Source organism: Pseudomonas sp. BIGb0176 (genome assembly GCF_024810175.1).
GTDB classification, from domain to species: domain Bacteria; phylum Pseudomonadota; class Gammaproteobacteria; order Pseudomonadales; family Pseudomonadaceae; genus Aquipseudomonas; species Aquipseudomonas protegens.
The window spans coordinates 667603-683031 of record NZ_JANUEC010000001.1 but is presented as its reverse complement, the minus strand read 5'-3'; the positions used below and the strand labels follow the sequence as shown (position 1 = coordinate 683031).

The window sequence follows — 15429 nt, the reverse complement described above, 5'->3', positions numbered from 1 at the left end:
ACGCCGTGCCTGCAAGAATCAGGCAACAACCACTGCTATCGATCGCCGTCGACTAACGGGGTACGGGAAAGCTTGACCGCTCCAGCAGCGGTAATCAGCACCTGCTCTTCGAGCTTCACGCCTTCATGGCCGCCCCGCTCGCCGATGTAGCTCTCCACCGAGAGCACCATGTTTTCCTCGAAGTGGCCGTCATAGCCCCACTCGGCAAAGTCCACCGCGTAGGCCACGCTGGGGTACTCATCGACCAGGCCCACACCGTGCAGCATCATCATGTAGCGGTTGTGCTCGAACTGCCTGGGCACCGGCCAGCAGCCCTCGGCGAACTCGCGAAACGACAGCCCCGGGCGCAGCAGGTCGAGATTGAAACTGATTTGCTGCGAGGCGATGTCCAGCAGGTCGCGCTGGGCCGCCGTCGGCGCCTTGCCGGGGCAGATGAAGCTGCGGGAGATGTCCGAGAGATAACCGCCCGGGCCCACCATGTCGGTGTCGAAACAGACCATCTCCCCGGCCGCGATGAGCTTGTCCGAAGCGTCCTGGAACCAGGGGTTGGTGCGCGGCCCGGAGTTCAGCAGGCGGCTCTCGGCCCACTCCCCGCCCTGGGCCACGTTGGTCCCGTGCATGATGCTCCACAGCTGGTTTTCGGTGATGCCCGGCACCAGGCTGGCGCGCATGCGGGCAATCGCCAGGTCGCACACATCCATCGACACCCGGTGGCTGGCAATCTCCTGCACCGACTTGATCAGCCGCGCCTGCTCCATCAGCGGCTGGGCATCGAACAGCTGGATGCCCCTGGCCTTGAGCTTTTCCGCACCCCAGGGGTCGCAGCGGTCCACTGCCAGGCGACGATTGCCGGCGCCATGCCGGGTCAGCAGGTCGGCCACCTCCAGGGCCCAGCGTTCGGCCTTCTCCTCGACCCGTGGGCCGGCCAGGAAATACAGCCAGGGGATCGCCGGGCGAATTTCATCAATGGTCTCGATGTGCTCACTGTTGTGCCGGCTGCTGTCGAACTCGAACAGCACCACCGGGCCATCGGTGGCCACGAATACGTAACGGCTAGGGGAATGCATCACCCACAGGCCGAGGTTATTGGTATCGGTGGCGTAGCGGATATTGATCGGGTCGGCCAGCAGCACGCCGGCGTAATCCTGCTTGCGCAGTTGCTGGCGAATGCGCTCCAGGCGGTACTGGCGCAGCGCCGGCCGGTCGATCGCGGCATAGGCCGCCAGCAGGCCGTGGTCCACCGGGGCCAGGGCATGGCCGGTGACGCTGGCATCACTGCGATAGTGCAGGGGGCTTGGGGGAACGACATTGAGCAGCTCGGTGAAATCGGTATCCGTGTGCATGCAACAACCTCCGCTGGGAAGAGTTTGAGGTTTATCAAAACCAGTCAGACCAACGTTCGGGGCAGTGACTTGACGCTAGGGAAACGGATGACGGCTGTCTTTCTTATTGTGCAAAACAGGGCGCAAGCAGTGGCTAGAGGTCCTTGACCAGGCGCAGTGCGTCGTAAATGGCCGCGTGGGTATTGCGCGATGACACTGCATCGCCGATCCGGAACAACTGGAAACGCCCCTGAGGGTTGGTCACCAGGTTTTGCGCGGTGCCGGCAATCAGGTCCTTGTACTCCACGGCGCCTTCGTTGGTGGCCATGGGCTGCAGCTCGAAATACAGCTCGTCCAGGGGCCGGGTGCCGTGGTTGACCACGATCTGGTCCACCAGTCGGGTTTTCTCCAGGTCGCTGTAGTCGGTGCCGATGGTCGCCAGCAACTGCTCGCCCTGGCGCTCCACGGCCTTGAGCCGGTAAGTGACGGTAAAGGTGGTGTCCAACTGCTGCAGCGAGCGCATGTAAGGCACCAGGTTCATGCCCATCACCTCCGGCGCGAACGAGCGGTCGGGGGTCATGATCTCGGTCCTGGCGCCGCTGCGGGCGATGAACTCGGCAGCCTGCAAACCTGCGTGATCGCCGGCATCGTCGTACACCAGCACATTGCGCCCAGGCTTCACGTCGCCGGAGATGATGTCCCAGCTCGACACCAGCCACTGGTTGCCGCTGTGCAGGACTTCGGTATGGGGCAAGCCGCCGGTGGCGACGATCACCACGTCGGGGTTTTCATCGAGGACCATCGCCGCATCGGCCCAGGTGTTGAAACGAAACTTCACCCCCAGGCGCTCGCACTGCGCCATGCGCCAATCGATGATGCTGATCATCTCCTTGCGCCGCTCGGACTGCGCGGTCAGGCGCACCTGCCCGCCGGGCTGGTCGGCCACTTCCAGCACCAGCACTTCATGCCCGCGCTCGCCGGCGACCCGCGCCGCCTCCAGGCCACCGGGGCCGGCGCCGATGATCAGGACCTTGCGCGGGTGCGCGGCCTTGGGCACCTCGTGGGGCATGCTGGTTTCGCGGCCAGTGGCGGCATTGTGAATGCAGTAGGCGGCGCCGGCGTTGTAGATCCGGTCCAGGCAATAATTGGCGCCGACACAGGGGCGGATTTCATCTTCACGGTTCTCGATGATCTTGCGCACGATGTGCGGGTCGGTCATGTGCGCACGGGTCATGCCCACCATGTCCACCAGGCCCGAGGCAATAGCGTGGCGGGCGGTGGCGACATCGGGGATCTTCGCCGCATGGAAGGTGGGGAAACCGGTCAGGGCACGAATCTCCCCGGCAAAGTCCAGGTGCGGTGCATTGCGCATGCCCTGGATCGGGATGATGTCGGTCAACCCGGCATCGGTGGCGATATTGCCGCGAATCACGTTGAGAAAATCGACCATGCCGCTGTCTTTCAACAGCTGCGAGATGTGCAGCCCCTCCTCTTTCTCAAGGCCGCCGGCCAGCACCTCATCGCCGGTGTAGCGGATGCCGACGATAAACTCCGGGCCCACCCGCTGGCGAATCGCACTCAGCACCTCGAAGGTAAACCGCAGGCGGTTGTGCAATGAACCGCCGTAGGCGCCCTCCAGCTCGTTGGTCAATGGCGACCAGAACTGGTCCATCAGGTGGCCGTAGGCCTGCAGTTCGATACCATCCAGGCCGGCGGCCTGCATGCGTTCGGCGGCGTCGGCGTAATCGCGGATGATGCGTTCGATATCCCAGATTTCCAGCTTCTTGGGAAAGGCTCGGTGTGCCGGCTCCTGATTGTGCGAAGGCGACACCACCGGCAGCCAATCGCCCTTGTCCCAGCGAGTGCGGCGCCCCAGGTGGGTGAGCTGGATCATCACCGCCGCACCATGCTCGTGGCATTCGTCGGTGAGGTCTTTCATCCAGCCGACCACTTCGTCCTTGTACGCCAGGATGTTGTTGAACACCGGTGGGCTATCGCGGGAGATCGCCGCCGAGCCTGCAGTCATGGTCATGGCCACGCCGGCCTTGGCACGCTCGACGTGGTAGGCCCGGTACAATTTCTTCGGCATGCCCTCTTCGGGGTACGCCGGCTCGTGGGAGGTGGTGATAATGCGGTTGCGAAGTGTCAGGTGCTTGAGGCGATAGGGCTGAAGAAGCGGATCGTTATTCATATCGGTCTCGCATACTGGTCATCAGGCAAGGCAGACGATAGACCTCAATGTACACAAGTGTCAATGATGCCGACAGTGGTGTACATTCGCCCCGTCAAGGTTAAACGGACAAGGAAAAAATGCCCCATGAAAGCAACCAGCAACAATGTGGAAGCTGCCGGCCGCGGCTCTCTGGAAAGCTGGCTCAACGCGGCCTATGAGAGCCTCAAGGAATCGGGAGTGGATGCGGTGCGGGTGATGCCGCTGGCGAAGAAACTCAACCTGTCGCGCACCAGTTTCTACTGGTATTTCCAGGACCGCGAAGCCCTGCTCGAAGCCCTGGTTAATCTGTGGAAGAACAAGAACACCTTGAGCCTGGTGTCACAGTCCGAGGCCTATGCCGAATCCATCACCGAGGCGATTCTCAACGTCTTCGACTGCTGGCTGAACAGCGAACTGTTCGATTCACAGTTCGAGTTCGCCATGCGCAGCTGGGCCCTGCAATCCCCCGAAGTGGCGCACGAGATCCGCCAGGCCGATGCACAGCGGGTGCAGGCCCTGGCACAGATGTTCGACCGTTTCGGTTTCGCCCATGACGCCGCCGTCACCCGCGCGCGCTCGATCTACCTGACCCAGATCGGCTACATCAGCATGAACACCCAGGAACCGATGGCGCAGCGCATGCGCTACATCCCCGAGTACTTGAAGATCTTCACCGGCGTGGAGCCCCTGCCCCGGGAGCTGGACCGGTTCTTCCAGCGCAACGGTTTTTCAGCGGCCGAGCTTTAGAACTGAGGCGGGCCGCCGCTTGGCCCGCCGGCGTTGCTCAATACCCTGTTCAGCCTGGGCCGGTTCGGCTGGGGGCTGAACAATCTCGACCAGGCATCCCGAGACGCCCCCCACCCCCGTGTAAAAAACCACGCCTGCACGCATTGACAAGGCAGAGGCAAAAACTCAACATGCCATCACTTGTAGGACAACCAACAACCAACAACTAACAAGTGCCGCTTTTCAACCGTGATGACGCGCGAAAGGCTGTCGAGGGGATGAAATCCATGTCTCACTTGCGACCCGCCACCGACTCGCCGCCTTTGTGCGCGCCCCCTGGAGCAGAGGTCCGGGCCCCGAGCTTCGTAATGCCGGCCGGGGCATGCGACACCCATGCACACGTAATCTCCGGCGATCTTGAGCGCTATCCACTGGTACCCGACCGTAGCTACACCCCGCCTCCGGCACCTGAGGCGCTGTATCTGGAGGTGTTGCGGGCGATGGGGATGCAGCGAGGGGTTTTGGTGCAGCCGAGCGTCTATGGCACCGACAACCGGTACATGCTCGAAGTGTTGCAACGTCATCAGGAGCAACTGAGAGGGGTCGCGGTAGTAGACGAACACGTTGGCGACGACGAACTGGCGCATATGCATGCCTTGGGTGTGCGTGGTGTTCGCATCAACGTTCTGTTTCGAGGCGGAGTGAATCTGGACTTGATGGAGCACCTGGCCCATCGAATTGCCGACCTTGGCTGGCATATGCAGTTTCTGATTGATGTTCGGCTTCTAAGTGAGATTGAGGCTCGGATGGCCAAGTTGCCTTGCGCTGTCGTGATTGATCACTTCGGGCACTTCCCGGCCCATCTGGGCATTAAGGAACCGGGGTTTGAGTTGCTGCTGAGGAACGTGGCGGAGCACGGTTGGTGGGTCAAGTTGTCGGGCGCTTACCGCCTGAGTGATCAGCGTCCGGACTATGCCGATACAGATGCGCTCGCCCATGCCTTGCTGGCCGTTGCCCCGGAACGAATGGTGTGGGGCAGCGACTGGCCTCACGTAGCACTCGAAAGTACGCCCGACACAAGTTCATTGCTGGATCGCTTGCTTTCATGGGCGCCCAGCGAACGCCAACGACAGAGCATTCTGGTTGATAACCCTGGCGCCCTGTACGACTTCAAATAACAAAAACAATAACCAAGCAGAACTGCGGTGCTGCCCGGAGAATAATAATGAGTTGGTTTAGCGAACTTAATACCGTTGAAAAACGCACCTTCTATTCCGCATTTGGTGGCTGGGCCTTGGACGCCCTGGATTTCATGGTGTTCACCTTTGTCATCGCCTCGCTGATGACCCTTTGGCACATTGACAAGGGTTCAGTGGGGCTACTGAGTACCGTGACGTTACTTTTCTCGTCCATTGGCGGATGGGGAGCGGGCATTCTGGCAGACCGATACGGTCGTGTGCGGTTGCTGCAGATCAGTATTCTGTGGTTCTCGATCTGCACCGTATTGATCGGCTTTGCGCAAAACTTCGAACAGTTATTTGTCCTTCGGGCACTGCAGGGGCTCGGGTTCGGAGGTGAGTGGGCCGTGGGATCGGTACTGATCGGCGAAATGGTTCGAGCGCAACATCGCGGCAAAGCCGTGGGTATCGTGCAAAGCGGATGGGCCATTGGCTGGGGCGCCGCCGCACTGCTCTACACACTGTCTTTCAGCTTGCTTCCCGAAGATATTGCCTGGCGGTCGCTGTTTTGGATCGGCATCGTTCCGGCACTTCTGGTCCTCTACATTCGTAAATATGTACCAGAGCCCGAGGTATTCCTGCGGACTAAAAAGCACCAGAGCGAAACAGGCAACTCGGTTCCTTTCTGGCACATTTTCTCACCCTCGCTCCTGCGCACCACGCTGCTATCTGCCCTGCTCTGCATGGGCGTTCAAGGTGGCTACTACGCAATCACCACGTGGTTGCCGGCCTATCTGAAACTGGAAAAGGGCCTGTCGGTCTTTGGCACCGGTAGCTATCTGATGGTGGTCATCATCGGTTCATTCTTTGGCTATGTCTGCGGCGCCTTCCTGTCTGACCGCCTGGGGCGGCGCCCCAACTTCATCATCTTCGCCGTTCTGTCGGCCATCAGTGTGGTCTGCTACATGCAACTGAACTTGACCAACACTCAAATGCTGTTTCTCGGCTTTCCACTGGGCTTCGCAGCTTCAGGTATCTACAGCGGCATGGGCGCCTTTTTGACTGAGCTTTATCCTTCAGCAGTGAGGGCCAATGGCCAGGCATTCTCCTATAACTTTGGGCGAGCGGTAGGCGCTCTGTTTCCCGGACTCGTAGGCTTTATAAGCGCCAAATACAGCCTCGGCACCGCCATCGCGATCTTCGCGGGAGGAGCCTACTGCCTTGTCCTGGTGGTGACCTTCTTCCTCCCGGAAACCAAGGGCAAGCAATTACACTGAGCCAGCCATCATTTGTTAGAGTAACGCCCACGCAATGTTCGTTACGTGGGCGTTTGACGTTTCAAGCTTTTGAAACTGACATTTGATGACTGAGTAAAATGACTATAAAAGCAATTGGCCGACGCGATCACTTCTCGGTTGAAATTTTTCGTCACCTGGAAAGCGAAATACGTGAAGGTCGACTCCGCCCAGGTGATCGCATCCCCACGGAAAGCCGGTTGGCAGAGGCCTTTGCCGTTAGCCGAAATGTAGTGCGTGAAGCTGTCGCTCGGCTCAATTCGGCCGGCCTCGTCGTCAGTCGCCAGGGGCTTGGGGTATTTGTTGCAACCGAAGCCAACCAAAGCAGCTTCCGGATTACTCAAGAGGAGCTCACCGATAGCACCAAGCTGCGTCAACTGTATGAGCTGCGCCTGGACCTCGAAGTCGCCGCGGCCGCCATGGCCGCCAGGCGCCGGTCACTCAGTCAGTTGAACAAGATTGAAGCGGCACTGGACACCCTGCGCGCCAGTATCCAAAACCGTCAGGACATGGTGGAACACAGCCTGCAGTTCAAGCGCGCAATTGCCGATGCCACAGGCAATGAATACTTTCGCAACTTCATCATTTTTCTGTGCAGCCACGTCTACGAAGCGGCGTTACTGGAGAACCACCTGGTTCGCTCCAGCGACCTTGGCGAGACGCTACTGGCTGAGCATCAGGCGATCTTCGAAGCGATCAGGCTCGGCGATCCCGACCTTGCCAGACGAGTCACCTGGCAACAAATCATCAACTCCGCCGAACGCAACGGATTGCGAGGATTGCAAGGTTGGGAAATCACTCGGATGAGTTCGCTGGGAGAGACCTACGCACCGCAATGCGCAGGCCCGGACCCTGAACCTCGTACATTGCCACGCACCTTGCCTGACGGCGCGTGCGACTGCCACTTCCACGTTTTTGGTGACGAGAATGGCCAACCCTTCTCTCCTCACCGCTCCTACACGCCGCCGCCCGCTCCACTGGAGGCATTTCAACGCGTCCAAAAAACCCTGGGGCTAAGTCGCGGGGTCATCGTCCAACCCAGCGTCTATGGGGCGGACAACAGCACAACGCTCGCGGCACTGAAAGAAGCGGGCAGCGCATTCCGCGGCGTTGTGGTGATCGATGCCGATACCGATACAGAAACCTTGTGGGCAATGCATCGCCTCGGGGTGCGCGGCGTGCGCGTCAACCTGATCTTCAAAAGCGGTGTCGAGGTATCGGATGTTGCAGCGCTGGCAGAAAAAGTCGCGCCACTTGGCTGGCACCTACAGCTACTGATCGATATCACCGAGTTCGCCGACTTGTACGAGACCGTGGCCAGCCTGCCCGTCGCAGTCGTCATCGACCACATGGGGCACATGCCCACCAGTTGCGGGCTGGGCCATCCAGGATTCACCGACCTGCTGCGGCTGTTAAAAGAAGGTCGTGTGTGGGTCAAGCTTTCGGGGGCTTATCGCTTTACTGCATCGAAGGACTTCCCTTACGACGACGTAACGCCCTACGCTCGGGCGTTGATCGAAGCGAATCCAAACCGCTTACTGTGGGCGAGCGACTGGCCACATCCTTGTATACCGGTACCCATGCCCAACGATGCCAGTCTGCTGGAGATGCTGTTTAACTGGGTTGAAAACGATGACGCGCTCATCAAGCAGATTTTGGTTGATAACCCTGCAAAGCTCTATGGGTTCTGATACCGCTCGACGATCTGCGCACATCGGTTTTCGCTGGGCCGATGGCCTCCATTCAATACCTGGAGAAACGCGAGGCGGCCAAGCCGCCTCAGGCTCGCGCCAATCAGCATCCTGAAGATGGGGTGGCGGTGTCGCGCAGGAACCTCAGCAACGCCTGGAGCGGGTGCAGGACAAGCTGCCCGTCCTTGCGCTTGACCTGGCTTCGACACGAGTACCCATCCGCCAGCAGGCGCCCTGCCCCATTAAGACGGGCCACCAATGGCCCCCAGGACTGTCGGTAAATAACCTCGGACGTCTCGGCATTTTGTGTTTCGTGCCCGTAGGTTCCGGACATTCCACAACACCCACTGGCTTGCACCTGCAACCTCAAGCCGACTCGCGTATAGATCGTCTGCCACAGGCCCACACTGCCCGGCTCGTTGGTTTTCTCGGTGCAGTGCGGCAGGAAGTAGTAAGTACCTTCGTCGGCGCTCACCGCTGATTGCACAAGCACCTCCACAAGCCATTCCTGCGGCAGCAGGACCGCTGGGGCCTGGTCCTCACCCAGGGTCTTGACGTACTCCTGGCGGTAAACCAAGGTCATCGCTGGATCAAGCCCCACCAACGGAATCTGATATTGATGCAATTCGCGAAGCGATCGGGCGTTGAAATGCGCGGCTTGTTCGAATGCCTTTAGAAAGCCCTGAACCTGCAGCGGCTTGCCATTGGCCGCGAACGGCGCGATGTACACCTCAAACCCGAGCCTGGAAATCAACTCGATCCAGTCCGCGAGCAGCGGTGTCTCGAAATAACGGGTGAAGGCGTCCAGCACGAGAATAACGCTGCGTTTACGCTGCGCCTCGTCCAGCCCTTCAAGAAGCGCTGGCGACGCCACGCGCACCTTCCAGAGGCGGCAAACGTCATCAAAATTCAGCAAGCTCAGCAGCGGGCTGTCGACCATACCGGCAACGCGCCGAAGAAACGCCCCCACCATCCCAGAACCGATGATCCCGTTGTACAAGCGCGGCACACGGGCCAAGTAGGGAATCGTGTACTCCAGAGAACCGATGAGGTAATCCTTCAATGGGCGCAGATATCGGCTGTGGTATAGCTCGAGGAATCGCGAGCGAAAGTCGGGCACATTGACTTTCACCGGGCACTGACCCGCACAGGACTTGCAGGCGAGGCACCCTGCCATCGCCTCGTAGACTTCATGGGAAAAGTCTTTCTGGCCCATCTTGTGCGCAACCGTATTGGCAGCACGCCTGGCGAAGCTGATCACCGTGGCCGCTAAAGGGCGAGCCCCTTGTGAAACCAACACATCGACACCTTGCTGCCCCTGCAAGCGCAGCCACTCCCGGATCAGAGAAGCGCGCCCCTTGGGCGAGTGAATTCTATTTCGAGTGCCCTTCCAGGAAGGGCACATGGCGTCATCGGGGTCGAAGTTGTAGCAGGCGCCGTTGCCGTTGCAATGGACCGCGGCGTCGTAATGCAACCACACCCGCTCATCAATCGTACGATCCAGCTCGCCGCGCAACGTGACCTCATCAACTCGAGTCAACCGAGCGTCAGGTAGCGTGTGTGGCGTGGCGATTTTTCCCGGGTTGAGTTGGTTGTACGGGTCAAAAGCCGACTTGAGTTCCTGCAGCGCCGGATAGAGTTCGCCGAAGTAGTCCGGCACATATTGCGACCTCAACCCTTTGCCATGCTCCCCCCAGAGCAAGCCACCGTGCTTTTGCGTCAGCTCGGCGACGGCATCGGAAATGGGCTGGACTAAGGCCGCCTGGGCGGGGTCTTTCATATCCAGAATCGGCCGCACATGCAGGACCCCGGCGTCAACGTGGCCGAACATGCCATATTCCAAACCATGGCTATCCAAAAGCGCCCGAAATTGCGCAATGAAATCAGCCAGGTTCTCGGGAGGAACCGCAGTATCTTCAACGAACGGCTGGGGCCTGGCGGAACCTTTGACATTCCCCAGCAGCCCCACCGCACGCTTGCGCATCGCGTAAACCCGCTTCAATGCCTCTGCACCGATGGCAAGGGTGTGCCCCAATCGCACCACACTGGTGTCCTGCTGAAGGTGCCGGACAAACTCATGAACACGCAGCTGAACCACTTCCTCATCGTCGCCGCTGAACTCCACCAGGTTGATTCCCAGGGTTGGCACATCGGGGTCTTGGGGAAAGTACTCGGCGACTCCGTGCCAGACGATGTCGTTCATGGCCAGCCCGAGGACCTTGGAGTCGACCGTCTCGATGGACAATGGCTCGAGCTGCATCAACGCCTTGGCATCGCGCAATGCATCCATGAAGCCCGCGTAACGTACGTTGACAAGGATCGAGTACTTGGGAATGGGCAACACATTCAGCGTGGCTTCAACAATGAAACCCAGTGAGCCTTCGGACCCACACAGGACACTGTTCAGATTGAATCGGTCATTCGGCTCACGCAGATGCGCCAGGTCATATCCCGTCAAGCAACGGTTCAACTTGGGAAAGGTATGCTCGATGAGTTCGGCGTAATCATGGGCTATCTGCGAAGCACATCGATAAATTGCCCCAACCTTGTCGTCGCGATGCGCTTGCGCCTGCCAGCAATCTCGCTCCAGGACCGCACTATCGAGCAGCTCTCCGCCTATCAGAATGGTAGAAAGCGCCAGGACGTGGTCACGGGTTTTTCCGTAGGTACAGCTTCCCTGACCGCTTGCGTCGGTATTTATCATCCCGCCAATCGTGGCCCGATTCGACGTCGACAACTCCGGTGCAAAAAACAGTCCGTGCGGTTTCAACGCCGCATTGAGCTGGTCCTTGACCACACCGCTTTGCACGCGCACCCAGCGCTCCTCGACGTTGATCTCAAGGATGCCGTTCATATGACGCGACAGATCCACCACAACGCCGCTCGTCAACGATTGGCCATTGGTTCCGGTTCCGCCGCCACGCGGCGTGAGCACCACCGAACTGAACGACGCCAGCGCCGCAAGGCGGGCCAAGAGCTCAACATCTTGCACATTTCTGGGGAACACCGCGGCTTGAGGCAGACGCTGATAGATCGAGTTGTCGGTTGCCAGCACTGTCCTCACAGCATGATCGCGAGCAATTTCTCCCTGGAATCCTTCTTTCTCAAGGCGAGCCAGGAACAACTCACAGGGTTCGTTTTTAGTTTCGTGGGGAGGCAACCTGGCAATCATGGTGGAATTCCTAGCGGCGATACGGCTAATCTGAGCATTCTCGTTATGTATGCTTCCTAGCCCGAGGCCTGGCTCAGGACAAAGGCCTTTCCACCGATTTTGTGGGGACAAGACAATTCACACAAACGTAAAACCTGCAGCTTTTCCATGAGCTTTATGAATGAACCCACGAAGACTGACCCCCTCGATGTCCCTGCTGATCGCTTTCGAGGCAGCAGCCCGACATTGCAGCTTTACCAAAGCGGCAGACGAACTTGCCCTGACTCAAAGCGCTGTCAGTCGGCAAGTGCAGGCTCTGGAATCACAGCTTGAGGTCTCGCTGTTCAAACGTGAGGGAAGAAGAATCGAACTCACCGCTGCCGGCGCGCTTTACCAGCATGAACTCACTGCCGCACTGGGCCGAATTCGAAGCGCTACCCTGCAGACAATTGCCTTCAAGGAGGAAGAAGGCCCATTGAACCTCGCGGTACTGCCGACCTTCGGTTCAAAATGGCTGCTGCCCAAAATGCATGAATTTTATGCGCGTCATCCCAGGAGCCTGGTGCACGTCCACTCGAGGATCATTCACGCCGACAACCCATCCAGCGTGAGCGACATGCAGGCCATCATCTACGCGGGAAAAGGCGACTGGCCGGGCTACGTATCGCACCTTTTGCTACAAGAAAAACTGGTGGTTGTCGCCAGCCCCAAAGCGCTGCCGGACAGCCTTGAGATGTCGCTCAACGATGTCACCAATCATTTGTTGTTGAATGTCGTTTCTCGACCCAATAGCTGGTCTGATTGGTTTGACCTCAACAAGCTGGACCACCAGAAAATGCGGACAGGCCCAAGCTTTGAGCTCACGGCTCACCTTATACAGGCGGTATCCGCTGGCGTCGGCATTGGGCTGGTTCCCGATATTCTGGTGCAAGACGAAATCAAATCCGGGGCACTGGTAAAACTGTTTGGCCCTATGGAAAGCGGTCGCAATTACTATCTGACCTGCGCAGCGCGCTATCAGCATTATCCGGCGCTTGAAACATTCAGCGCCTGGCTGTTATCCGAGAGTGCCATCGTGAGTGCCTGAACAGGCCAGGGGCCGGATGTTCATCACCGCTCCAGCAACGAACCGATTCAGCGCTGCCCGGATTCAAGCCTTTTGAGAAGGACTCAATTCCTGGATTTGAAGGCGCTGGATGGTGCTGGATTTCAGTGAAGCCCGCAGAAACGAAAAAAGGACCCGAAGGTCCTTTTTTCGATCGCTGCAGAATTCGTGGAACTCTGCAGCGCTATGTTTGGAGCGGGAAACGAGACTCGAACTCGCGACCCCGACCTTGGCAAGGTCGTGCTCTACCAACTGAGCTATTCCCGCAACGTCTTGGTGTTGCGCATTCTATAGAAATCCGAATGCGCGTCAAGCCTTTGATTCAAAAAAACTTATTTTTTCTCGTTATCAGTTTTCAGGTGCGGCCAGGCGGCTCGCAGATACTGCAGCATGGACCACAGGGTCAGGCCCGCTGCCGCCAACAGCAACGCGTAACCTACCAGCACCCAGAAACTGAAGTCCGAGGGATTGGCCAGCAAAATCACCAGCGCCAGCATTTGCGCCGCCGTTTTCCACTTGCCCATGTTCGACACCGCCACCTGCGCGCGCGCGCCGAGCTCGGCCATCCACTCGCGCAGCGCCGAGATGACGATTTCACGACCGATGATCACCGCGGCGGGCAAGGTCAGCCACAGGTTGTGATGCTCCTGCACCAGCAGCACCAGGGCCACCGCCACCATCAGCTTGTCGGCCACCGGGTCGAGGAACGCACCGAACGGCGTGCTCTGCTGCAGGCGCCGCGCCAGGTAGCCGTCCAGCCAGTCGGTGGCGGCCGCGAAGGCAAACACTGAACTGGCGGCCATGTAGCTCCAGCTATAGGGCAAATAGAACAGCAAAATGAAAATCGGGATGAGCAGGACGCGTAGAACGGTGATCAGATTAGGGATATTCATCGGCACAACTGGCTACGAGGTGATTGGGCATTCTACTCGCTGTGCAGGTTTGCATAAATCAACTCTGCGAGCTTTTTACTGATTCCCGGTGCTTTGGCAATCTCGTCGATGCTTGCACGGGACAGTTCCTGCAATCCACCAAAATGTTTGAGAAGGTCCCGCCGACGCTTCGGCCCGACGCCCGCCACCCCTTCCAGGGTCGAGGTACGCCGGGTCTTGCCACGCCGTGCGCGGTGACCGGTGATCGCGAAGCGGTGAGCCTCATCGCGGATTTGCTGGATCAGGTGCAGCGCCGGCGAGTCACCCTTGAGGGTGAATTCGTGGGCTGCGTCGTTCAGGTACAGGGTTTCGAATCCGGCCTTGCGGGTCGCGCCCTTGGCCACGCCGAGCAGGATCAGGTCCGGCACCGCCAGCTCATTGAGCACATCCCGAGCCATGGACAGCTGGCCCTTGCCGCCGTCCACCAGAAGGATGTCCGGCAGCTTGCCCTCGCCGTCCTTGAGCTTGCTGAAGCGCCGGGTCAGGGCCTGGTGCATGGCGGCGTAGTCGTCGCCGGCGGTCACGCCTTCGATGTTGTAGCGCCGGTAGTCGGACTTCAGCGGCCCTTCCGGCCCGAATACCACGCAGGAGGCTACAGTGGCCTCGCCGCTGGAATGGCTGATGTCGTAGCACTCCAGGCGCTGCGGCGGCTCGTCCAGGTTCAGCACCTCGGCCAGGGCTTCGAAACGTGCGGCCACGTGCTGGCGGTTGGCCAGGCGCGCGCTCAGGGCCTGCTCGGCGTTGGTTACCGCCAGTTGCTGCCAGCGGGCGCGGGTACCGCGTACCCGGTGGCTGATGGTCAACTCGCGCCCGCGCAGCTCGTCGATGGCGGCGATCAGGGTTGGGAAGTCCTCATGGACCACGTTGACGATCAACTCGGAAGGCAGGTCGCGTTCCGGGCTGCTGACAAAATACTGGCCGAGGAACGCCGACATGACTTCGGCCACGTCCTCCTCGATACCCACCTGGGGAAAGAAGTTCTTGCTGCCCAATACCCGGCCGCCGCGCACGCTGATCAGGTGCACACAGGCGCCGCCCGGGTTGACGAAGGCCGCCACCACATCCACATCGCCCGTGCCACCTTCCATGCTCTGCTGGTCCTGGACCCGACGCAGCAGGGAGATCTGGTCCCGCAGTTCGGCGGCCTTTTCGAAATCCAGGGTGCTGGCGGCGGCTTCCATGGCGGTGGAGAGTTCGTCGGTCAGGGCATTGCTGCGCCCCTCCAGGAACATCACCGAGTGGCGCACGTCCTCGGCATAGATCTCAGGCTCCACCAGGCCGACGCAGGGCGCCTTGCAGCGTTTGATCTGGTACTGCAGGCAGGGCCGCGTACGGTTCTTGTAGTAGCTGTCCTCGCACTGGCGGACCATGAAGGTCTTCTGCAACAGGCTGAGGCTTTCGCGGATGGCGCCGGCGCTGGGATAAGGGCCGAAATACTTGCCCTTCTGCTTCTTCGCCCCGCGATGGATGCTGAAACGCGGAAAGTCGCCGTCCGAAAGAAACACGTAGGGGTAGGACTTATCGTCGCGCAGGAGAATGTTGTACGGCGGCCGCCACTCCTTGATCAGCGTCTGCTCCAGCAGCAGCGCTTCGGTTTCATTGGCGGTGATGGTGGTTTCGATCTGCGCGATGCGCGCCACCAGGGCGGCGGTCTTCGGCGCCTGGCCGGTCTTGCGGAAATAGCTGGAGAGCCGGTTCTTCAGGTTCTTGGCTTTACCGACGTAAAGCAGGCGTGCATCGCTGTCGAACATGCGATACACACCGGGGCGGCCACTGCAGGTAGAAAGAAAGGCACTGGGATCAAACTGTTCGGTCAT

General features: G+C 59.5%; 10 protein-coding genes and 1 tRNA gene. 5 read left to right on the top strand and 6 right to left on the bottom strand.

Features of this window, described 5'->3' with window-relative positions:
* Positions 1-35 precede the first annotated feature (35 nt).
* Both M2395_RS02825 and M2395_RS02820 read right to left on the bottom strand, forming a co-directional pair.
* Positions 36-1343: a Xaa-Pro peptidase family protein gene (locus M2395_RS02825; RefSeq protein WP_011061831.1), complete on the bottom strand. Its 1308-nt coding sequence runs from the start codon at positions 1341-1343 to the stop codon at positions 36-38.
* 133 nt (positions 1344-1476) lie between these two features.
* Positions 1477-3513 (bottom strand): NADH:flavin oxidoreductase, encoded by a 2037-nt coding sequence (locus tag M2395_RS02820; protein ID WP_011061832.1) that lies wholly within the window; start codon positions 3511-3513, stop codon positions 1477-1479.
* 126 nt (positions 3514-3639) lie between these two features.
* Here M2395_RS02820 and M2395_RS02815 point away from each other — a divergent pair, with 126 nt between their 5' ends.
* The 4 genes from M2395_RS02815 (at position 3640) to M2395_RS02800 (ending at position 8424) form a co-directional block, all read left to right on the top strand.
* On the top strand, positions 3640-4281 hold the full coding sequence (locus tag M2395_RS02815; protein WP_011061833.1) for a TetR/AcrR family transcriptional regulator: 642 nt from the start codon (positions 3640-3642) through the stop codon (positions 4279-4281).
* A gap of 347 nt (positions 4282-4628) precedes the next feature.
* A complete protein-coding gene (locus M2395_RS02810) occupies positions 4629-5438 on the top strand; it encodes an amidohydrolase family protein (RefSeq protein ID WP_228102359.1) in 810 nt (269 codons plus the stop codon).
* Between the two features lie 47 nt (positions 5439-5485).
* Complete coding sequence (locus tag M2395_RS02805; protein ID WP_011061835.1) at positions 5486-6715, top strand: MFS transporter; 1230 nt, start codon at positions 5486-5488, stop codon at positions 6713-6715.
* 98 nt (positions 6716-6813) lie between these two features.
* Positions 6814-8424, top strand: a complete 1611-nt coding sequence (locus M2395_RS02800) for an amidohydrolase family protein (RefSeq protein WP_015636006.1) — start codon at positions 6814-6816, stop codon at positions 8422-8424.
* 103 nt (positions 8425-8527) lie between these two features.
* On the opposite strand, the gene M2395_RS02795 is transcribed toward M2395_RS02800, so the two are convergent.
* The gene (locus M2395_RS02795; protein ID WP_123430571.1) at positions 8528-11596 is read right to left on the bottom strand and encodes an FAD-binding and (Fe-S)-binding domain-containing protein; all 3069 of its coding nucleotides are present in this window, start codon (positions 11594-11596) and stop codon (positions 8528-8530) included.
* A gap of 160 nt (positions 11597-11756) precedes the next feature.
* Between M2395_RS02795 and M2395_RS02790 the strand changes: the two genes are divergently transcribed.
* The gene (locus tag M2395_RS02790; RefSeq protein WP_015636008.1) at positions 11757-12662 is read left to right on the top strand and encodes a LysR substrate-binding domain-containing protein; all 906 of its coding nucleotides are present in this window, start codon (positions 11757-11759) and stop codon (positions 12660-12662) included.
* Positions 12663-12871: 209 nt separating this feature from the next.
* Here M2395_RS02790 and M2395_RS02785 read toward each other — a convergent pair.
* The 3 genes from M2395_RS02785 to uvrC all read right to left on the bottom strand — a co-directional run bounded on the left by M2395_RS02785 (position 12872) and on the right by uvrC (position 15429).
* Positions 12872-12947 (bottom strand) — tRNA-Gly (locus tag M2395_RS02785).
* Positions 12948-13012: 65 nt separating this feature from the next.
* Positions 13013-13573, bottom strand: coding sequence for a CDP-diacylglycerol--glycerol-3-phosphate 3-phosphatidyltransferase (pgsA, locus tag M2395_RS02780; protein ID WP_011061839.1), 561 nt, complete (start codon positions 13571-13573; stop codon positions 13013-13015).
* 32 nt (positions 13574-13605) lie between these two features.
* Positions 13606-15429, bottom strand: coding sequence for an excinuclease ABC subunit UvrC (uvrC, locus tag M2395_RS02775; protein WP_065364296.1), 1824 nt, complete (start codon positions 15427-15429; stop codon positions 13606-13608).

Coding starts and splice junctions, on each gene's coding strand:
- M2395_RS02825 (WP_011061831.1), bottom strand. CDS start 1,343: ATGCACACGGATACCGATTTCACCGAGCTGCTCAATGTCGTTCCCCCA.
- M2395_RS02820 (WP_011061832.1), bottom strand. CDS start 3,513: ATGAATAACGATCCGCTTCTTCAGCCCTATCGCCTCAAGCACCTGACA.
- M2395_RS02815 (WP_011061833.1), top strand. CDS start 3,640: ATGAAAGCAACCAGCAACAATGTGGAAGCTGCCGGCCGCGGCTCTCTG.
- M2395_RS02810 (WP_228102359.1), top strand. CDS start 4,629: ATGCCGGCCGGGGCATGCGACACCCATGCACACGTAATCTCCGGCGAT.
- M2395_RS02805 (WP_011061835.1), top strand. CDS start 5,486: ATGAGTTGGTTTAGCGAACTTAATACCGTTGAAAAACGCACCTTCTAT.
- M2395_RS02800 (WP_015636006.1), top strand. CDS start 6,814: ATGACTATAAAAGCAATTGGCCGACGCGATCACTTCTCGGTTGAAATT.
- M2395_RS02795 (WP_123430571.1), bottom strand. CDS start 11,596: ATGATTGCCAGGTTGCCTCCCCACGAAACTAAAAACGAACCCTGTGAG.
- M2395_RS02790 (WP_015636008.1), top strand. CDS start 11,757: ATGAACCCACGAAGACTGACCCCCTCGATGTCCCTGCTGATCGCTTTC.
- pgsA (WP_011061839.1), bottom strand. CDS start 13,573: ATGAATATCCCTAATCTGATCACCGTTCTACGCGTCCTGCTCATCCCG.
- uvrC (WP_065364296.1), bottom strand. CDS start 15,429: ATGACCGAACAGTTTGATCCCAGTGCCTTTCTTTCTACCTGCAGTGGC.